The organism is Streptomyces sp. SD15 (assembly GCF_054462255.1).
The window spans coordinates 42,599-60,525 of sequence record NZ_JBTLMO010000052.1 but is presented as its reverse complement, the minus strand read 5'-3'; the positions used below and the strand labels follow the sequence as shown (position 1 = coordinate 60,525).

General features: G+C 68.5%; 18 protein-coding genes and 3 pseudogenes. 11 read left to right on the top strand and 10 right to left on the bottom strand.

All coding sequences use genetic code 11. The annotated features are described in order from the left end of the window. Positions 1-742 precede the first annotated feature (742 nt). Together ACX28W_RS35615 and ACX28W_RS35610 are read left to right on the top strand one after the other, a co-directional pair. Positions 743-1,064, top strand: a pseudogene (locus tag ACX28W_RS35615) (IS110 family transposase); the annotation flags it as partial. Next, positions 1,064-1,246, top strand: a pseudogene (locus ACX28W_RS35610) (site-specific integrase); the annotation flags it as partial. The pseudogenes ACX28W_RS35615 and ACX28W_RS35610, both read left to right, overlap by 1 nt. Positions 1,247-1,312: 66 nt before the next feature. Here ACX28W_RS35610 and ACX28W_RS35605 read toward each other — a convergent pair. Continuing rightward, complete coding sequence (locus tag ACX28W_RS35605) at positions 1,313-1,414, bottom strand: DUF5958 family protein (protein ID WP_459004136.1); 102 nt, start codon at positions 1,412-1,414, stop codon at positions 1,313-1,315. A 298-nt stretch (positions 1,415-1,712) separates the two neighbouring features. Further along, positions 1,713-2,178: pseudogene (locus tag ACX28W_RS35600) on the bottom strand (hypothetical protein); the annotation flags it as partial. On the opposite strand from ACX28W_RS35600, the gene ACX28W_RS35595 reads away from it, so the two are divergent. Next, positions 2,135-2,443 (top strand): hypothetical protein, encoded by a 309-nt coding sequence (locus ACX28W_RS35595; RefSeq protein ID WP_459004142.1) that lies wholly within the window; start codon positions 2,135-2,137, stop codon positions 2,441-2,443. The pseudogene ACX28W_RS35600 and the gene ACX28W_RS35595 sit on opposite strands and share 44 nt — an antisense overlap. 110 nt (positions 2,444-2,553) lie before the next feature. On the opposite strand, the gene ACX28W_RS35590 is transcribed toward ACX28W_RS35595, so the two are convergent. The 6 genes from ACX28W_RS35590 to ACX28W_RS35565 form a co-directional block, all read right to left on the bottom strand. After that, complete coding sequence (locus ACX28W_RS35590; RefSeq protein ID WP_362071446.1) at positions 2,554-2,817, bottom strand: TM2 domain-containing protein; 264 nt, start codon at positions 2,815-2,817, stop codon at positions 2,554-2,556. A 278-nt stretch (positions 2,818-3,095) separates the two neighbouring features. Next, entirely contained in the window at positions 3,096-3,518 is a 423-nt protein-coding gene (locus tag ACX28W_RS35585; RefSeq protein WP_459004135.1) for a DUF2752 domain-containing protein, read from the bottom strand. Beyond that, positions 3,511-3,966 carry a TM2 domain-containing protein gene (locus ACX28W_RS35580; RefSeq protein ID WP_459004134.1) on the bottom strand — a complete coding sequence of 152 codons (456 nt, stop codon included), beginning with the start codon at positions 3,964-3,966 and terminating at the stop codon, positions 3,511-3,513. The genes ACX28W_RS35585 and ACX28W_RS35580 overlap by 8 nt, the downstream gene beginning before the upstream one ends. 154 nt (positions 3,967-4,120) lie before the next feature. Next, positions 4,121-6,643: a DUF4132 domain-containing protein gene (locus ACX28W_RS35575; RefSeq protein ID WP_459004133.1), complete on the bottom strand. Its 2,523-nt coding sequence runs from the start codon at positions 6,641-6,643 to the stop codon at positions 4,121-4,123. Further along, positions 6,640-7,032 (bottom strand): hypothetical protein, encoded by a 393-nt coding sequence (locus ACX28W_RS35570; protein WP_459004132.1) that lies wholly within the window; start codon positions 7,030-7,032, stop codon positions 6,640-6,642. The genes ACX28W_RS35575 and ACX28W_RS35570 overlap by 4 nt, the downstream gene beginning before the upstream one ends. 62 nt (positions 7,033-7,094) lie before the next feature. Then, complete coding sequence (locus tag ACX28W_RS35565) at positions 7,095-7,730, bottom strand: Uma2 family endonuclease (protein WP_459004131.1); 636 nt, start codon at positions 7,728-7,730, stop codon at positions 7,095-7,097. A gap of 134 nt (positions 7,731-7,864) precedes the next feature. Between ACX28W_RS35565 and ACX28W_RS35560 the strand changes: the two genes are divergently transcribed. The 5 genes from ACX28W_RS35560 to ACX28W_RS35540 all read left to right on the top strand — a co-directional run bounded on the left by ACX28W_RS35560 (position 7,865) and on the right by ACX28W_RS35540 (position 10,791). Then, positions 7,865-8,281, top strand: a complete 417-nt coding sequence (locus tag ACX28W_RS35560) for a VOC family protein (protein ID WP_459004130.1) — start codon at positions 7,865-7,867, stop codon at positions 8,279-8,281. 132 nt (positions 8,282-8,413) lie between these two features. After that, entirely contained in the window at positions 8,414-8,821 is a 408-nt protein-coding gene (locus ACX28W_RS35555; protein ID WP_362071454.1) for a hypothetical protein, read from the top strand. A 5-nt stretch (positions 8,822-8,826) separates the two neighbouring features. Continuing rightward, positions 8,827-9,333 carry a DCC1-like thiol-disulfide oxidoreductase family protein gene (locus ACX28W_RS35550; RefSeq protein WP_459004129.1) on the top strand — a complete coding sequence of 169 codons (507 nt, stop codon included), beginning with the start codon at positions 8,827-8,829 and terminating at the stop codon, positions 9,331-9,333. 11 nt (positions 9,334-9,344) lie between these two features. Then, a complete protein-coding gene (locus ACX28W_RS35545; protein WP_459004128.1) occupies positions 9,345-10,106 on the top strand; it encodes a TetR family transcriptional regulator in 762 nt (253 codons plus the stop codon). A 76-nt stretch (positions 10,107-10,182) separates the two neighbouring features. Then, positions 10,183-10,791 carry a Uma2 family endonuclease gene (locus tag ACX28W_RS35540; RefSeq protein WP_459004127.1) on the top strand — a complete coding sequence of 203 codons (609 nt, stop codon included), beginning with the start codon at positions 10,183-10,185 and terminating at the stop codon, positions 10,789-10,791. Here the strand turns inward: ACX28W_RS35540 and ACX28W_RS35535 are convergent. Further along, a complete protein-coding gene (locus ACX28W_RS35535) occupies positions 10,784-13,192 on the bottom strand; it encodes an MMPL family transporter (protein ID WP_459004140.1) in 2,409 nt (802 codons plus the stop codon). The genes ACX28W_RS35540 and ACX28W_RS35535 overlap by 8 nt on opposite strands. A gap of 187 nt (positions 13,193-13,379) precedes the next feature. Here ACX28W_RS35535 and ACX28W_RS35530 point away from each other — a divergent pair, with 187 nt between their 5' ends. The 3 genes from ACX28W_RS35530 (at position 13,380) to ACX28W_RS35520 (ending at position 17,362) form a co-directional block, all read left to right on the top strand. Continuing rightward, on the top strand, positions 13,380-14,069 hold the full coding sequence (locus tag ACX28W_RS35530) for a response regulator transcription factor (protein WP_459004126.1): 690 nt from the start codon (positions 13,380-13,382) through the stop codon (positions 14,067-14,069). Next, on the top strand, positions 14,066-15,499 hold the full coding sequence (locus ACX28W_RS35525; protein WP_459004125.1) for a sensor histidine kinase: 1,434 nt from the start codon (positions 14,066-14,068) through the stop codon (positions 15,497-15,499). The genes ACX28W_RS35530 and ACX28W_RS35525 overlap by 4 nt, the downstream gene beginning before the upstream one ends. 114 nt (positions 15,500-15,613) lie before the next feature. Continuing rightward, positions 15,614-17,362 carry a sulfatase-like hydrolase/transferase gene (locus ACX28W_RS35520; protein ID WP_459004124.1) on the top strand — a complete coding sequence of 583 codons (1,749 nt, stop codon included), beginning with the start codon at positions 15,614-15,616 and terminating at the stop codon, positions 17,360-17,362. Between the two features lie 95 nt (positions 17,363-17,457). On the opposite strand, the gene ACX28W_RS35515 is transcribed toward ACX28W_RS35520, so the two are convergent. Further along, the gene (locus ACX28W_RS35515) at positions 17,458-17,859 is read right to left on the bottom strand and encodes an ATP-binding protein (protein WP_459004123.1); all 402 of its coding nucleotides are present in this window, start codon (positions 17,857-17,859) and stop codon (positions 17,458-17,460) included. Positions 17,860-17,927 lie beyond the last annotated feature (68 nt).

The following is a 17,927-nucleotide window of genomic DNA, read 5'->3' as shown; positions in this document are numbered from 1 at the left end:
TTCTCAAGGAACGGACGCTTCCTTTGTACTCACCCGAGAGACTCTCTCAGGCTTTCCTCCGGGCGCTTCCCTTCGGTCTTGCGTTTCCGACTCTATCAGACCGTTTCCCGATCCGATTTCCTCGGCGCTTTCCAGGTTTCCGCTTTCGCGTTTCCCTTTCCGGCGGTTCCGACTCTATCAGATCCTTTCGGGCCTGATTCCCAGTCAGTGGGAGTTGTCTTCGTGGCTGTTGGGCCGTTCCGACAAGTGAGACTTTAGCGGATTCCTGGCTCCCGAGCTAATCGGGGTGGCGTCCTCTCGAACGCGGATTCCTCATTTCGCAAACACGCATGAAAACGAGCCGCCGACGAGTCGTCGTTCGTTGAATGCTTGTTGCGGAATGGCTGTCCGGGGACCGACCGGAGTCGGCGCTCACGTCGGACAACCCGGAGAACACTACGTACGGCGTGGAGGTGTGTCAACTCCGCTCCGGGCGGCCCTCCCCCGTGCCCTTTTTCGTGGCACCGCAATGAGGCCTCCGGCCTTCGGGTCCGGCAGGGCTTCCCCCCTTGTACTTGATGATCCGTGGGGTGTCACCGGGCCCGAAGGCATCGACGGGCCCCTGATGAGGGGCTTGAGCACCGGCTTCACCCGGCCGAAGAGCTCTCCGTAACGTGGATGTGGCAGCTCGGTGCCGTGGCAGGCCGGACGAAAGCGTGAGCGGAGGGGCCTGCACGTGATCGACACCGGCGACATCGTTGCGAAACTCCAGGCCAAGCACGGAACGGTGCTGGTCGTGGTCGGCCAGCCGGCTTCAGTCGGTGCTCTGGTTGCGAGGGACACGGGCTGCCCGGTCGCCTATCTACCGGGGCTGACGATGCGGCGGATCGCCGACCTCTATCCCGGCGAGGCCAAGACGGACGCGAAGGACGCGGGTGCTGGGGCCGCGGTTGCAGCACGCGGCGGTGCTGACCCTGCTGGAGCGGTTCGGCTCCCCTGTCCAGATCTGCAAGGCCGGCAGGCATCGGCTGGTCACACTGTTACGGCCGAAAGCGCCGAGAATGGCCGAGCGGCTGGTCGAGGACAAAGCGTCGAACTCGTCGTGATCAAGGAACTCCTCGGCCACGCCCACATCGGAGTCACCGCCGGCGTCTACGCCCACGTCCGGCTCCGCCTCCGACGCCAAGCCATCGGCACCCTGGGCGGCGCACTCAGGCGGGCTGACGACGGCAACGACGGTCCACCCACCGCAGCCGTCGTCCGCTGACGTTGCCGTCAGCGTTGCCGTCAAATGCCGAGGAGTCCCCGTCGAGTACCGACACGGCGGGGGCCCTCAATATGCGTGGCTACAAGACGCCCGACGCTCCGTCTCCCTCCGCCGCGTGTCAGCCACCGCGAACGTGGACAACAGAACACGGAACGCCTTCCGATTCATTCGGCGGCAAGCTTGCAATCTTTCCTATTTGTTCGAGGATTGGCTCCCGAACAAGGAGAACCGCAGGGGTCATGGTTGCCTTGACCCCTGAACCCGCGCGGAACCGAATCCGGCTCCCCTTGGTCCAGCGATGAGAACCAGTGCACTGCCTCGTCCCGGCCGCGCATCCCCTGAGCTACCTCGTTGGTGATCCGCTCTGAGGTCCGCAATTCATTTACGGCGGACATATTTTGACGCTGTGACGGTTTCTGGACGGACGGGTCACCGAGACCTGCCGGTGGCCCCGCCAGTCGCTTTACGTCCGCAGCGCGGGGCGGGTGAAATTGTCGTCGCTGTTCGCTCAGGCCGCGTCCTCGTACATGTACTTCGTGACGACCGGCTTGCCTAGTGAAGTGATCTTGTCGAACTCGGTCACGGAATCGACGACGTACTTGTTGAACCACTCCTTGGCGGGAGTCTTCTCGTCGCCGTCCGGCGACCAATGGACCGGACAACAGGTTCAGTCGTACTTGCACTCGACCTCGATGTCACCGCCGTACTCGGTGGAGACGACGCCGATGCGGGGGCGGGTAAAGCCGGGGCGCTGATGGGAACGACTGGTGGAGCGTGTACGGGTCGAACTTGCCGAGGTCGGCCTGTCCGGCGCGGGCTGCCTGCGTCGTCGCCGTCTCCAGGCGCAGCTGCGTCCAGGGGGGCGGGAAGGCCGGGCACAGCTTCGACGTGGACTTGCAGTTGAGGTTGCCGGGGGTGTCCCACCACCGGCGGGAGGGGCACTCACTGGCGCTCGCGGCCAACTCCTCCGGCGGGGCGGACATCGAGTACGGCGCGACAGGCTGGACCGGCAGCAGCATGCCGCAGTTGGTCGGCGTTTCCGACCTCAGCAAGGACTCCGTCCCCGACATCTGGGCCGTGCGGTCCGACGGATCCGTGGGGTTCTGCGCGGGCGGCAGGACCGCCGTGGTCTCGGGGCTCGGAACGCAGGTCATCGGCGCGTCGATCCACTGGCTGAGCCGGATAGCCATCGGGTGAGCTCGCGGGAGTAGGCCGCCTGCCTGCTTGCCGCGCCGGTGAACGACCACGTCGGTTCCCAAGACCACGACCAGGTCTTGGGAACCGACGTCACGGCGTGTGAGGCGGTGTCAGCCGCGGAGGACGCGGCCCTGCTTGTCGGTGCGGTCGTTGCTCGTGAAGAACAGGATCGCGTCGATCAGGGCCCATATGCCCAGACCACCGCAGGTGAAGAGCTGGCCGAGGGCCACGCCCGTGGAGCCGACGTAGAACCGTCCGGCGCCGAAGCAGCCCAGGAAGAGCTGGAGGACACCCGCGATGATCTTCGACTTGTCGGAGTAGACGCGGCCCTTGGGGTCGACGCCGTACGGGGCCTCAGGGGTGGGGACAGACATGAAGGATGCTCCTGCGTGTACCGGAGAAACCGGAGCGGACGGCTCCGGCAGAGGTCCAGGAGGCCGCGCGCGACAGAAATCGCACCCATCGTCATCCCCCTGTGACGTGGGAGAATACGGAGGCCGATGGGGCGGGCGGGAGACAGATCCGTCGATTGTTCCCATCCCGTGATCAAATTTCGGCCAAGCTTCCGGGCGAGGCCTGATTCGAGCGCCCGGACGTCGATCACCGACGGCGGTGGCGCAGGCTTCAGCGCCGGCCGACAGCCACCCCGGTACTACGGCAGCAGCCCGCCGGGCAGATTGCGGACGACGGTCCACGCCACGGCCACCAGGAGCACCAGGCCCTGCGCCCACCGGCTCAGCGTGGGCCTCCAGCGGCGACCGCGCAGTCCCTCCAGAGACCAGCACCCCAACAGTGCCAGCGCGAACGGCGAGGCGAGCAGCAGCACTCTGTTGTCCAGCCAGGCCGCATTGAAGTGACCGTGCATCAGGTCGTACACCATGCGAGTACCGCCGCAGGCCGGGCAGAGCAGCCCGGTGACGAGGCGGAACGGGCAGCGGGGCAGCAGATGCCCCGGCTCGTGCGGATCGGTGACGTAGAGGTAGCCGGCGCCCGCCGCCCCGGCGGCGAGCACCACGAGGGGTGCCGCCGCCGGGTGCCGCAGGACGGACCCCTGTCGGAGTCCGGACTCAGCCACGCAGGATCCGCCCCTGGGAGTCCGTGTTGTTGCTGCCCGTCAGCAGGAGGATTCCGTCGATCAGGGCCCATATGCCCAGACCACCGCAGGTGAAGAGCTGAGCGATGCCTATGCCGACACTGCCCATGTAGAAGCGCCCGATGCCGAGCGTGCCCAGGGTGAGCTGGAGGACACCGGCGACGATCTTCGACTTGTCGGAGTACGGGCGCCCGTAGGGGTCGTAGCCGTACGGGGCGTTGGGGTCGCCGGTGAACGTGCCGGGCGGCATGGCGTAACCGGGCTGCTGGTAACCGGGACCGGGCTGCGGATAGCCGTACTGACCCGGCTGCTGGTACGGGCCCGGGCCCGGCTGGCCGCCCGCGTACGGGTTCGGGTTCGGGTTCGGAGCGTCCTGCGGGTACCCGTAGCCGGGCGGCTGGTTCGGCGGCTGATTGGGCTGCTCGGTCAAGGTGTTTGCTCCTGAGGTCGTGGGGACGATCGCTGAACGCGATGTCGGCCATGGTGGCCGAACTCGACTGCCGGTCATATTGCAGGAATAAAGGGTCAACAGAGAAGTCGGGGTGACTGGTCGGTTCCCTTCTGCCCGTGCCCGGTTACCGACCTCAGAGTTGGCTCAGGATCGTCGGATCCGTGATGTTCCTGTCGTCGGCGAGCAGCATCGCCTTGCTCAGGATGACCGCGAGGGTGCGATCGCCTTCGAAGGGGAGGTAGCCGGTCTGGGCGTTGGTGCCACCGGACTTGGGGACGATGCACAGGTACTGGTCGTTCGGGCTCATCAGGATGTTGCCCGAGCCGAGGTGGATCTTGTACGTGTGGCGCTCCCCCTTGACGTGCAGGAAACGGCCCTCCAGAGTGCAGCGGTCGGCGATGGCGAGCCGGGGTATCAGGCGGTCGAGGAGGGTGCGGCGGGTCTCGGCGCTCTGGTTCAGCTCGCCGAAGCCGTACGACGTCCAGTACTCCTGGAAGCGGCCGCCGGGTCCGCCGTCCTGCCAGGTCGGGTCGTTGCCGACGCTCGCCACACCCACGAACAGGTCGACGTCACGCAGGACTTCGGAGAGGACGAGGGGCGGAATGTCGGTGAGGGAGAGGGGGGCGACGGGATCCTCGCCGTTTCGCAGCCACATGCTGTACTCGCCGCCGCAGCAGTGCGCCGAGTTCTCCGGGGCGTCGATCGGGTAGAAGCGGACCTGGTCGGTACGCAGTCGCAGAAAGCTGCCGGAGTCGGTGGTGTCCTCGCCGTACTCCTCGCCGTCGCCCGCGATCCAGTACTCGGCGCGCAGGCCCCACTGGGGCAGCTCGCGGGTGGCGGGGGGTGCCTCGTCGTCCACGCACAGCCGGAGCTTGTTGCGCCAACCCCTGGCCGCGGCCAGAGAGTTGAACTGATGCTGGCGCAGGATGTGGGCCGCGAAACGGTTCGAGTAGGTGTCCGTGGTGCGTTCCGCGTCCGTGAGCAGGTACACCTCGCGGTGGGCCTGCTTGAAGGGCTGGGTGATCGCATGTCGCTCCAGCCAGTCCCGCCAGGCGACGATCTCTGCGGGTTCGCGTCCGACCGGGTGCCAGACGGTGACCTCCGCGCCGCCGGTCACCGGGTCGTCGGTGAGGGTGCGCAGATCGCCGTCGGCGAATCCGACGGAGGTGCCGTCGACCGTCCACAGGAGACGGCGGGCCAAGGTGCCGACGAGGGGGTGGTCGAGGTAGCGCTCGCGCCAGATGTCGTACGACCAAGTGCGCCGGGCGAGGAACTGCCGGTCCAGGCGCTCGCTCTGGGCCGAGAGCATCTTGTCGATGTCCTTGACCGCGGCCTTGAGTTCCTTGAGGCCGTCGGCGTGGTCGCGCTTCACGGCTGCGGGGACGCTCTTCACCGCCTTGCCTGCGGCGCTGCGCCAGCTCAGCACCGCTCTGCCGCCGTGGATGTCGAGGAGGGCGGTGAGCTCACCGAGTGGGTGGCGGGCATGGCCCACCTCGGTGAGACCGTACGCCGGGACCGCCAGCTCCTCGATCTCCTCGCGGCTCAGCCCGAGCGCGGTGGCCCGCGCCTCCAGCGCGCCGTCGAGCAGCTTGGCGGTGTTCTTGTACGTCACCCGGGTGGCCAGCCGGGCCAGTTCGGCGAGAGCGGGCTCGCTGTCGACGCGGGAGAGGGCGATGACACCGGCGTTGGCGACCTTGGGGTTGCGCGGGCCGAGCCCCGCGACCTTCTTGAGGGAGGTCTCGACGAGCGCGCCCAGCGCCCGGGCGGTGTCGGGGTGGGGCGGAAGCAGGGAGAGCAGCCAGGCGAGGCCACGCAGCGCGTTGGCGTTGTACGGGTCGTAGGCGCTGTTGATGTCCGGCTCATGCGTCTGGCGTTCGAGCGGGAGGGTGCGGGGGCGGCCGACGAGGGCGAGCCAGGGCAGCACGGTGTCCCGGACCCGGTCCGCGCCGAGGGTGTCGATGAGGGTGCGGGCCTGCTTGTCCCACTTGGCGGTGGGTTTGGAGGCGGTCGCGGTGGTGACGTGGGCGAGCAGGGCCCGCCAGGGGTTGTCGTCGGCACCATTCGGTCCGGCGATCTGTTCCACCTGTTCCATCTGCTTCATCTGCTTCATCTGTTCCATGGCGCGCTCGGCCCACTCCTCACCGACGTTGAGAACGGGGTCGGGGAGCTTCTTGACCACGTCGGCAAGGGCATCGAAGCGGTAGGCCTCCATGGCTGTGCGGCGGAAGACGGCCACGACTGCGGGGGCAAGCTGCCTGCCGGCCGCCAGCTCCGCCTCGGCGAGGAGGTCGAGGCGGGTGGCGTACCAGAAGGAGTGGCGGCCGCCGAGGGCGTCGAGTTCCGTGAGCCGCTCGGCGGAGAGGGGGTCGCTGGGGAGGCCCGGGGAGATGAGAGCGAGCAGCGTCAGGACGTTCTGCCGGGCGATCGGGCCGGCCTGCTCCGAGTGGTACTGCTCCACCAGAGCGTCGGCGAGGCCGCTCCGGTCCTCCACACGCAGTCCGCGCATGAGGTCCAGGAGCTCGCCCCATTCACGGCCCCAGTGACCCCTGTTGATCGCCGCGGCCTTCAGCATGTCCACGGCGAGCGCGTCCATGGCGCCGTCGGTGATCCGCTGTCGGACCAGCGACTTGTACGTCTTGACGTACACGGCCGTCATCCCCCCACCAGCGCGACGAGCTTCAGGAAGGTGACCTCGGTGCCGAGGGTCAGCTCGATCTCCTCGTCGAGCTCGGCCACCTGGCGGTCCCCCACGAGCACCAGGAACCCATTGCCCGCGAACGCCTTGAGGGCGAGCTCGGTCTGTGCCTCGGGGTCTATCCGGCGCGGTGTCCGCAACGCGTACCCGTCCCGCACCCGCTCGGTGTCCTCGGGCTGCACGAGCCCCTGGAACACCCGCGGCATCCGCGCGTTGTACTCGGCGACCTCCTGAAAGACCCGCCGCCGGATCAACTCACGTGTGCTGAGCCGCTCTTCGGCGATCTCAAGCGCCCAGCCCTCGCCCCGGTCCCCACTGGTCGTCTCGTCGACGAACGTCACCATTCCCATGCCGACGACAGTACGAGGCACCACTGACAATCACGGTTCGGCTCCCGCCCGCCGTTGTGCACTCAGTCCCGGGCCGGCTCCGAACCGCCCCGCCGCTGGTCGATCGCCGTCAGGTCGATCTCGATGTCGAAGGGGAGGGCGACCTTGAGGCGGTCGTGGAAGATGCCGGTGAGGGCGTAGGACTTGGTGGCCGGGTCGAGTTCGTAGACGTAGATAACGGGGAGGCCCTTGCCCTCGTCCTCCTCGACCCGCCAGAAGTGCGGGAACCCGGCTGCGGCGTACTTGCGGGGCTTGACCTCGCGGTCGCGTACGCAAGACTCGGTGGAGACGACTTCGACGGCAAGGACGATGTCCTCGGGCCGGTACCAGGTCTGGCGGGGGCCAGTGTTTGCTTCCACTGGGAAGACCAAGAGATCAGGCTCTGGCCGATTCTTGGTGTCCAGCTTGATGGTCATCTCCCGCATGACATCGAGATGCCCCGGGGCCTGATCCAGAAGGCTGTTCTCCAGAAGACGCATACAGCGTGCGTGGAAAGCGGTCTGCGGACTCACGAAAACGAGACTCCCGTCGATCAACTCCGTGTGCGGCGGGAGGCCAGGAATCCGGTCGAGGTCGTCCGCGGTCCAGCCCTCGACGGGCGGGATCGGCCAGCAGTACGACGGCTCCTCGTCGAGCCCGTTCTCGGATGCGGCGGCCATGATTGCTCCCATGCGACGGAGTCTCGCCTGTCGATTCAGCGTACCCAGGCGCAATGTCCCCCGCCTCCCCCCATCGAGTGACCCCCACGGTCAGCCCCCGGGCTCCCCGAAGGGGCCGTCCCTAATGTGATGGCATGTCAGATGAAGAGTCGTACGAGCTGCTCGGCTTCGACAACGTGCTGCTGCCCGTGGGCGACCTGGAGGAAGCCGTGGGCTTCTACGGGCGGGCCGGGTTTCCGGTGGCGTTCCGGCTGGACGAGGCCGGGATCGCACTGCTGAAGATCGGGAACGAGACGCCGGGCGTGCTGCTGCGCCTGGACGAGGAGCTGAGCCATCGGCCGCCGACGTGGGCCTCGGCGCGGGTGTGGCTGGAGGTCCGGGACGCGCGGGCCACCGCCGACGCACTGGCCTCGGCGGGGATCCAGCCCCTCGACGCCCCCTTCCCGGTCGCCACCGGGTGGACCGTCGAGGTCGCCGACCCCTGGGGCAATGTCATCGGCTTCACGGACTACGGCAAGCGGCCCGAACTGGCCCGCCCCGCACGGGCGTAGGCATCCCCCACACCATCCCCACACCCTCCCCGACCTGACTTGAACATGTTCAAAAGCAGGTCTACAGTCTTCCTCGACAGCGTTTTGAACGCGTTCAAGAAAGTTCGAGAAGGTTCAAGAAGGGGTGGGGACATGGACCTCACAGTCGTCGCGTACGTCATCTATCTGCTGGTCAGCATCGCGCTGACCGTCTGGGTGGCGCGCACGCTGAGCCACAACGGGCGGATCTTTCTCTCCGACGTGCTGCACGGAAACGAGAAGCTCGCCGACGCCGTCAATCACCTGCTGGTGGTGGGCTTCTACCTCGTCAACCTGGGCTTCGTCGCGCTCTATCTGAACCAGGACGACGAGATCGCCGACGCCCGCGGCATCTTCGAGGCCCTGTCGACCAAGCTCGGCGTCGTCCTGCTCGTCCTCGGGGTCATGCACCTCGGCAACGTGTACGTACTCAACAAGATCCGGCGGCGGGGTGTCATGGAGCGGGAGCAGCTGCCGCCCATCGCGCCGCAGGACTGGGTCGCCCCGTCGGCCGGAGCGTGACCCCGATGGCTGCTCCCTCGGCCGCCCAGGACCGGAACGCCGCGCGCGTCCCGGTCCTCGGGCTCACCGTTCTCTTCGACGCCCAGTGCTCGATGTGCACCTTCCTGCGGGACTGGCTCGTCAAGCAGGCCCAGCTGGTGCCGCTTCGGATGGTTCCGGCCGGGTCCGACGAGGCCCGGGGGCTCTTCCCCGCCCTCGATCACGGGGCCACCCTCGACGAGATCACCGTCGTGGGGGACGGCGGGCAGGTCTACCGGGGGGCCACCGCCTGGGTCGTATGCCTGTGGGCGCTGCGCGAGCACCGGCCGCTCGCGCATCGGCTCAGTACCCCGGCCGGGGCCCGGCTCGCCAAGGGCGCCATGCTGGCCGCCGCCAAGTGGCGGGAGGCGCGTGCCGCCGAGGGGTGGGGCGGGGGCGCCTACCGGCGGGGGGACGGGTGGGTGTACGAGCCGAGCCTCGGGTGGACGTACGAGCCTCCCGGCTGTGACGGCGGCTCCTGCTTCACTCGTTAGGCTCTGTTCCCGTGCCAGCACCGACAGACAACCCCGGCCCCGCCCCCGACGAAGGTGACGCGAAAAAGAGCGTCGCCAAGAGCGAGCAGACCCGCGCTCTGATTCTGGAGACGGCGCTCAGGCTGTTCCAGGAGCGGGGCTACGACAAGACGACCATGCGGGCCATCGCCAAGGAGGCCGGGGTCTCCGTCGGCAACGCGTACTACTACTTCGCCGGCAAGGAGCACCTGATCCAGGGCTTCTACGACCGGATCGGCGCCGAGCACCAGGCGGCGATCCGGCCGGTCCTGGAGCGCGAGAAGGACCTGGAGGCGCGGATCGCGGGCGTGCTCAAGGCGTGGCTGGACGTGGCGGAGCCGTACCACGAGTTCGCGGCGCAGTTCTTCAAGAACGCCGCCGATCCGGAGAGCCCGCTCAGCCCCTTCTCGCCCGAGTCGACGGGGCCGCGCGAGGAGTCGATCGCCCTGCACCAAGAGGTGCTCGCCGGGTCGAAGGCGAAGGTTCCGGATGAGCTGCGGGACGTGCTGCCCGAGTTGATGTGGCTGTCCCAGATGGGGCTCGTGCTGTATTGGGTCTTCGACCGGACCGAGGGGCGCGAGCGCAGTTACCGGCTCGCCGAGCGCGGTGCCCGGATCACGACGCGGGGTGTGTCGCTGGCCCGCTTCCGGGTGCTGCGGCCGCTCGTCCACGAGGTGCACGAGCTGTTCGCGGACTTCCTGCCGGGGATGACGAAGCTGCTGCCGGATCCGGGGCGGGGCACCCCGTTCAGGTGAAGCCGCTGGTACGGGACATGGGGGTGGGGTCCGGCCTACGATGATGCTCTCGGCACCAGCCCACAGGAGGCACGTGATGTCCGCAGCATCCGTCGAGCGGCCGCACGGCGACCGACCGCTGATCGCCGAGGCGAACCGGCTCATGGACCGCAACCCGGGGTACCGCGTCGAGATCATCGGAGGCTCGATCATCGTGACCCCACCCCCCAACTTTGCGCACGCCCGCGCTCTGTCCAGGTTGAGACGCCCCTTCGCCGCCGCCGGTCTGGACGGCGGCGAAACCGAAGTGCTCGAGGGAGTGGGGCTCTGGCTCCCCGCCGGTACCGAGGACTTCGCGGTCCCCGATCTCGCAGTCGTCGACGCCGACATCGAGGATCACCTCGTCGAGAACAACTGCTACGACCCGGTCGCATTCCGTCTCGTCCTGGAAGTCACCTCCAGCAATTTCCAGAACGACCTCCGCACCAAGGTCACCGCGTATGCCCAGGCGAAGGTCCCGGTCTACGTCATCGTCGACCGCAAGCACCAGCGCCTCCACGTCCTGACCGACCCCGCCGGAGGTGAGTACGCGCTCCACCGCGTCCACACCCCCGGCGACATCGTCACCCTCCCCGACTCCATCGGCGCCAAGGTCTCCCTGGACGTCGACGAGATCCTCAAGGCCGGGCAATCGAAGGCTAGTTGACGGCGTCCACCTCGCCCTCCCGCAACTCCACGTCGTGCACGAGCGGTTCATCCGTGACCACCACATGCCGGGCCCGCGCCGCGTACGACGGAGCGGTCGCCGCCAGCAGATACGTCCCCGGAGCCGGTACCGAGACGATGTACGAGCCGTCCGCCAGTGAGGTCACCCGGTCCAGTTGACGCCCGCCCTTGCTGAGCAGGGTGAGGACCGCCCCGTCGACCGGCGCCCCCTCCGCGTCGCGGACGAAGCCGTGGACGACCGACGCTCCTTCCGCCGAAACCTGCTCCACGGACTCCGCCTCCTCCGCCGGCTCCACCGCCAGATGCGGCAGCCGCTTCTCCAGCCCGGCCGGCAGCCACCAGTTGGACTTGCCCAGCAGATGCATCGCCGCCGGCACCAGCGCCGTACGGAGAATGAACGCGTCGAGTGCGACCGCCGCGGCCAGGCCCACGCCTGCCATCGCCGCTCCCGCGTCGCCGCTGAGCACGAAGGCCAGGAAGACGCACACCATGATCAGCGCGGCGGAGTTGATGACGCGGCTGGTCTCCGCCAGGCCCACCCGCACCGCGCGGGCGTTGTCCTTGGTGTGGACCCACTCCTCGTGCATCCGGCTCACCAGGAACACCTGGTAGTCCATCGACAGGCCGAAGAGCAGCGAGAGCATGATGACCGGCAGGAAGGCATTGATCGGGCCCTCCTTGCCGAGGCCCAGCAGCTCCAGGCCCCAGCCCCACTGGAAGATCGCGACAAGGACGCCGAAGGACGCGGCGGCCGCGATCAGGTTCATCAGGGCGGCCGTGAGCGGCACCACGAGGGAACGGAAGGCGACCATCAGGAGCAGGAAGCCGAGGCCGATGATCGTGGCGATGAAGTACGGCAGACGGTCGCCGGTGATGCTCGAGAAGTCCTTGGAGACCGCGGTCACTCCACCGACATGGGCCTCGGCCCCCGTGTCCGGGATCACCTCGTCCCGCAGTGTGTCGATGAGCCGGTCCGTCTCCTCGGACTGCGGTGAGGTGGTCGGCACCACCTGGATCACCGTGACGCCCTGCGCGGGCGGCAGCGCGGTGGCCTGGGCGACTCCGTCGGCGGCGCGGATGCCCCGCACCAGCGCGTCGGTGTCCCCGCCGGCCGAGACCACCTGGAGCGGTCCGTTGAAACCGGGCCCGAAGCCCTCGGCGAGATGGTCGTACGCCTTCCTGGTCGTCGTCGTCGCGTCGTCGTTGCCCTGGTCGGTGGCGCCGAGCCGCAGCGACAGCACGGGCAGCGCGAGCACCGCCATGACGATCAAAGCCATCACGGCGACCGAGCGCGGGCGCTTCTGGACACCCGCCGACCAGCGCTCTGCCAGGCCGCTCGCCCCTTCCGGCTCGGGCCCCTTGGCGGCCAGGGCGCGCCGCTGGCGGCGGCTGAGCACCCGGGGGCCGAGGAAACCGAGCAGCGCGGGCAGCAGCGTGACGGCCGCGAGCACACTGAAGACCACCGTCAGCGAGGTGCCGATGACCACGCCGTCCAGGAAGCGCAGGTTCGTCACCAGCATTCCGGCCAGCGCGATGCACACCGTGCCGCCCGCGAACAGCACCGCCCGGCCCGAGGTGTTGAGGGCGGTGACCGCCGACTCCTCGGGGGCCATGCCGCGCTGGATGCCGCGCCGGTGCCGGGTGACGATGAACAGCGCGTAGTCGATGCCGACGCCGAGTCCGATCAGCGTGGCGAGCAGCGGGGCCAGGTCGGGCACGTTCGTGACATGGCTGATCAGCTGCGTGGAGAACAGGCCGGTGCCCACGCCGAAGACGGCGATGCCGATCGGGAGCAGCATCGCGAAGAGCGAGCCGAAGGCGAGGAACAGGACGACAGCCGCGGCCAGGATGCCGACCATCTCGGCGAGTCCGGCGGGCGGTTCCTGGACCCGCGTGATCGCCTGACCGCCCAGGTCGACCTGCAGACCGTCGCGCTCGGCGTCCTGCGCGGTGTCGACGACGTCCTGCACCAGCTCCTTGGGTACGGCGTTCGCCTGCTCGCCGAAGGTGACCTGGGCGTACGCGATCCGCCCGTTCTCGCTGATCTGCGCCGCGCCCTGATCGCCCGCGTACGGGCTGGTGACGTCGCCGACCCCCTTCATCGCGCCGATCTTCTCGAGCGCGGGCTCGATCCGGGATCGTACGGACTGGTCCCTGACCGTGCCCTCGTCGACCTTCCACACCACCGTGTCGGTGTCACCCGCGCTCTCCGGGAACGCCTTCTCCATCAGGTCGTACGCGCGCTTGGAGTCCGTGTTCGGCAGAGAGAAGACGTTCGCGTAGTCCGTGCCCGCGGTCGAAGCCGTGAACCCCAGTCCGAACAGCGCCCCCACCCACAGCAACAGGACCACCAGCCGGTGCCGATAGCACCACCGTGCCAATGTCGCCACGCTCAACGCTCCTTATTCGACAGTCGATCGATAGTCGATCGGTCCGTTGGTCCCCCCAGGTCCTGGTATCCACCTTCGACGGCGACACGGGCGCGGGAACACGGCCAACCCATGACTCACAAGGAACTCCAAAGCGAGAGCCGCCCCACAGCCCGAAAGGCGCGCGGATACTGGGGACATGAGCGCTCATGAGGGGGCCACCGTCCTGGTTGTCGAGGACGAGCCGAGCATCGCGGACGTCCTTGCCATCGCCCTGCGCTACCACCGCTTCGAGGTCATGATCGCGGGCACCGTCCGCCAGGCGCTCACGCTCGCCGAGCGCACCCGCCCCGACGCGGCGCTGCTCGACGTGATGCTGCCGGACGGCGACGGCCGCGCCCTGGGCCGTGAACTGCGCGTACGGCAGCCCGACCTGGCGATCGTCTTCCTCACCGCTCGGGACGCACCCGCCGAGATCGTGGGCGCGCTCGGCTTCGGCGACGACTACATCACCAAGCCGTTCAACATCGACGAGGTCATCGCCCGGATCACGGCCGTCCTGCGCCGCACCCGCCCCGCCGATGTGCTGCCGCAGCGACCGCCCCTGCGGTACGGCGAACTGGAGCTGGACGAGACGACGTACCGCGTCCACCGCGGTGACCGTACGGTCGAACTCACCCCCACCGAGTACGCCCTGCTCCGCTTCCTCGTCCGCAATGGCGGGCGGATCGTGCCCAAGGAGCAACTCCTGCGCCATGTTTGGCAGTACGAGCACTCGGCCGAGTCGACCGTCGTGGAGACCTACATCAGCTATCTGCGGCGCAAGCTGGAGCCCCTGGGGCCGCCGGTGATCCAGACCCGGCGGGGCGTCGGATACGGACTCGCATGACCCTCCGCCGTCGCCGCCACCACGGGATCCACTCGCTGCGCGGCCAACTGACCCTCGCGAACGTGGCACTGCTGGCCCTGGGCATCATCATGGCGACCGCCATCAGCCTGATGGGCATGCGGCACTATCTGGTCGTCCAGGTCGATGCGGAGCTGACCAAGACCCGGGATTCACTGGCAAGTTCGCAGCTCACGATGGATCAGATCGACTCGTTGAACAAGCTGGCGTTCATCCGCGACCGGCTCATCCCCCTCACGGACGACTCACCGCGGCCCGACTCGATCTTCGCGGCGGTCGACGGCAGCGGGAAGGCCATCGACATCGCCGGGGGCAAGCCGACCGAGAGCCAGCGCGCGCTGGCCGCCGCCGTGGACGACCCCGGCGCGCTCGTCGCCGCCGGCGATCCGCGCGACATCACCGTGCGCGGCGCCGCCTACCGAGCGACCGGGGCACGGCTCGGCGACGGTACCTACGTGCTGCTCGCCACCTCGACCGAGGCCCTGCACAAGGGCATCGGCATGGCCCTCAAGCTCGATCTGACCTTCGGGACCATGCTGTTGTCGCTGCTCGCGTGCCTGACGATGTTCAGCGTGCGCCGCCGGATGCGGCCGTTGGAGGACATGGTGGAGACCTCGACCGCGATCGCGGAGGGGGATCTGACCCGCCGCGTGCCCTCCAGCCACCATCCGACCCAGGAGGTCGAGCAGTTGCGGCTCGCCCTCAACTCCATGCTCCACCAGGTGGAATCGGCGTACCGGACACGCGAGCGCAGCGCGGCCCAGCTGCGCCGTTTCGTCGCGGACGCCTCGCACGAGCTGCGTACCCCGCTGTCGGCGATACGGGGCTATCTCCAGCTGTACGAGAAAGGGATGCTGCGCGAGCCGGAGGAGCGGAAGCGGGCCTGGGACCGGATGAACGCGGAGGCCGACCGTATGGGCCGGCTCGTGGACGAGCTGCTCACCCTGGCCCGGCTCGACCAGCGTCCCGAACTGCGCTTCAAGAACGTCGACCTGAGCCGTCTGGTGCGGGACGCGGCCGAGGATCTGCGGGCCCAGCAGCCGGGGCGCCCGGTGACCGTGGGCGCCGACGGCACCCTTCTGGTCCAGGCCGACGAGTCGGGGATACGGCAGGTTCTGGGCAACCTCGTGGCCAACGTACGCACGCACACGCCCGCCGAGGTGCCGGTGCGGCTCGGTCTGGAACGCGCGGGCGGGGTCGTACGACTGTGTGTCGCGGACCAGGGGCCGGGGCTCGGGGAGGACGACGCGGCGCGCATCTTCGACCGGTTCTTCCGGGCGGGCGGCGGGGCCGGGAGCGGGCTCGGGCTGGCGATCGTGCAGGGGGTGGTGACGGCGCACGGGGGTGAGGTGGTGGTGCGGACGGCGCCGGGTGAGGGGCTCGCGGTGACGGTGACGCTGCCGGTGCGGTGAGACGGGTGTGCCGTCCGCGGGGTGAGCTGCTTGAACAAGTGCGGGGGTTCGCTTGAACATAAGCGGACCTGGACGCTTGAACGTGGGCCGTCGTTGGGTCGTGGGACCTTCGGGTTGTCGATCAACACGAGCTCTCGGCAGCTGCCGGACGGGGACCAGGCGACCGCTGACGACGTACCACTCGCGACATCCGGCCCACGTCGGCCTTGGCCTTGGCGTGGCTGGCGGGACAGGTACCCCGTCGCGGCGCGGACCCTGACGTGGACCATCAATCTGCTGGCCGCCGCGCTCGTGATCGCCGCCCTCAACCTGCCGAACGTGCCCGGCGCCCTCAGGCTCAGGCAGTTCACCCGCATCCCGGTGGAGGCGATCTTCGGTGCCGCCGTGATGATCGTGCTGCCGCGCAGGCCACGTCTCGTGGTGGCGGTGCTCGCGGGGCTGAGCCTCGGTGTCATGGCCATCCTGAGCCTCCTCGACATCGGTTTCCCGCAGTACCTCGGCCGGGGCTTCGACGTGATCCTCGACTGGGGCCTGTTCGCCGACACGCAGGCGTACCTCAAGGACACCTTGGGCGAGACGGGCGCGATCGGTGCCACCGTGGCGGCCCTTGCTCTCGTCGTCGCCCTGCTCGTGCTCATGGCGCTGTCCGTGGTCCGGCTCAGCAACCTGCCGGCCCGGCACACCGTCAGGGCGACGCGCGCGACCCTGGTCCTCGGGACTGTCTGGATCACCTGTACGGCGCTCAGTGTGCAGGTCGCCGGGGTGCCGATCGCCTCCGACCGCACGGCCACGCTGGTCCAGCAGCGAGTGGAGCGGGTGCGCAAGACCCTGCATGACGAGGCCGAGTTCGCCAAGGTGGCCAAGGAGGACACGTTCGCCAAGACCCCGCCGGAGCAGTTGCTCACCGAGCTGCGCGGCAAGGACATGATGATCACCTTCATCGAGAGCTACGGCCGCAGCGTGATCGAGGACCCGATCATGGCGCCGGGGGTCGACGCGACGCTGACGGAGTCGAACGAGAAGCTGCGCAAGGCTGGGTTCGCGGCCGAGAGCGGCTGGCTCACTTCGGCGACGTACGGCGGAAGCAGCTGGCTGGGCCACTCCACCTTCATGTCCTGCCTGTGGATCAACAGCCAGGGGCGCTACCGCACGGTCACCTCCGGCGACCATCTGACCCTGTCCGGCGCCTTCAAGAAGACCGGCGCCTGGGACACGGTCGGCGTCATGCCGGGCATCCAGAAGGCCTGGCCGGAGTCGAAGTTCTACGACATCGACAAGGTGTACGACTCCAGCAAACTCGGCTACAAGGGGCCGAAGTTCAGCTGGTCGACCATGCCCGACCAGCACGCCCTGACCGCGTTCGAGCAACTGGAGCACGGCAAGAAGCACGACAAGCCGCTCATGTCGACGATCATCCTGACCTCCAGCCACCAGCCCTGGGCGCCGATTCCCGAGACGGTCCCCCAGGACCAGGTCGGCGACGGCTCGATCTACAACGCCATCCAGAAAGCCGGCAAGGATCCCGCCGACATCCTCACCGACGCCACCAAGTCGAAGGAGGAGTACGGCAAGTCCATCCAGTACTCGGTGACCAGCCTCATCGACTACCTGGTGAAGTACGGCAACGACAACACCGTGCTCGTCTTCCTCGGCGACCACCAGCCCATCTCCCGGGTCAGCGGCAGCAACGCCAGCCGTGACGTGCCGATCTCGATCGTCGCCAAGGACCCGAAGGTCCTCGACAAGATCGCCGACTGGGGCTGGACGGACGGCCTGCGGCCCGAGCACAACGCCCCGGTCTGGAAGATGAGCGACTTCCGCGACCGCTTCCTGACGGCGTACGGCTCCACACCGAACCCGTGAGTCACCGAACCCGTGAGTCACCGAACCTGTGCGTCACCGACCCCGTGAGTCACCGACCCCGTGAGTCATCGGCCCGGCGGTCGAGAGGGCGGCGGTCAAGGGGCCGCGGACACCAGCGCCCACACCGTCTTCCCGTAGCGCCCCCGGCTCCACACCCCCCACGCCACGGCGATGTTATCCACGAGAAGGAGCCCGCGGCCGGTCTCCTCCCCCTCGGTGACCGGCCGCAGCCGGGGTTCGGCGAAGTCCTCGTCGGAGACCTCGATGAAGCAGGATCCGTCGGCGAGGGCGGTCACCGCGACCTCGAACTCCCGGTCCAGGAGCATGCCGTGGCGCACTGCGTTGGTCGCCAGCTCGGAGACGAGCAGAACGACGTCGGCCACGGCGGGGTCGTCCGGACTGTGACCCCAGTCCGACAGATGGTCACGCACCCGGCGCCTGGCGAGGCCGACGGACGCCGGATGCCGGGGCAGCCGGAACGAGTTGCGTCTCAACACGTCAACTCCTCACCCCGCACACACCTCCTACACATGGTGCTGCGTTGGGCGAGAGCACGATGTCACTG

Excerpts from the sequence above, each read along its gene's own strand:
- ACX28W_RS35605 (WP_459004136.1), bottom strand. The coding sequence starts at position 1,414 with ATGAATCGGAAGGCGTTCCGTGTTCTGTTGTCCACGTTCGCGGTGGCT.
- ACX28W_RS35590 (WP_362071446.1), bottom strand. The coding sequence starts at position 2,817 with ATGTCTGTCCCCACCCCTGAGGCCCCGTACGGCGTCGACCCCAAGGGC.
- ACX28W_RS35575 (WP_459004133.1), bottom strand. The coding sequence starts at position 6,643 with ATGACGGCCGTGTACGTCAAGACGTACAAGTCGCTGGTCCGACAGCGG.
- ACX28W_RS35570 (WP_459004132.1), bottom strand. The coding sequence starts at position 7,032 with ATGGGAATGGTGACGTTCGTCGACGAGACGACCAGTGGGGACCGGGGC.
- ACX28W_RS35565 (WP_459004131.1), bottom strand. The coding sequence starts at position 7,730 with ATGGCCGCCGCATCCGAGAACGGGCTCGACGAGGAGCCGTCGTACTGC.
- ACX28W_RS35560 (WP_459004130.1), top strand. The coding sequence starts at position 7,865 with ATGTCAGATGAAGAGTCGTACGAGCTGCTCGGCTTCGACAACGTGCTG.
- ACX28W_RS35555 (WP_362071454.1), top strand. The coding sequence starts at position 8,414 with ATGGACCTCACAGTCGTCGCGTACGTCATCTATCTGCTGGTCAGCATC.
- ACX28W_RS35550 (WP_459004129.1), top strand. The coding sequence starts at position 8,827 with ATGGCTGCTCCCTCGGCCGCCCAGGACCGGAACGCCGCGCGCGTCCCG.
- ACX28W_RS35540 (WP_459004127.1), top strand. The coding sequence starts at position 10,183 with ATGTCCGCAGCATCCGTCGAGCGGCCGCACGGCGACCGACCGCTGATC.
- ACX28W_RS35530 (WP_459004126.1), top strand. The coding sequence starts at position 13,380 with ATGAGCGCTCATGAGGGGGCCACCGTCCTGGTTGTCGAGGACGAGCCG.
- ACX28W_RS35525 (WP_459004125.1), top strand. The coding sequence starts at position 14,066 with ATGACCCTCCGCCGTCGCCGCCACCACGGGATCCACTCGCTGCGCGGC.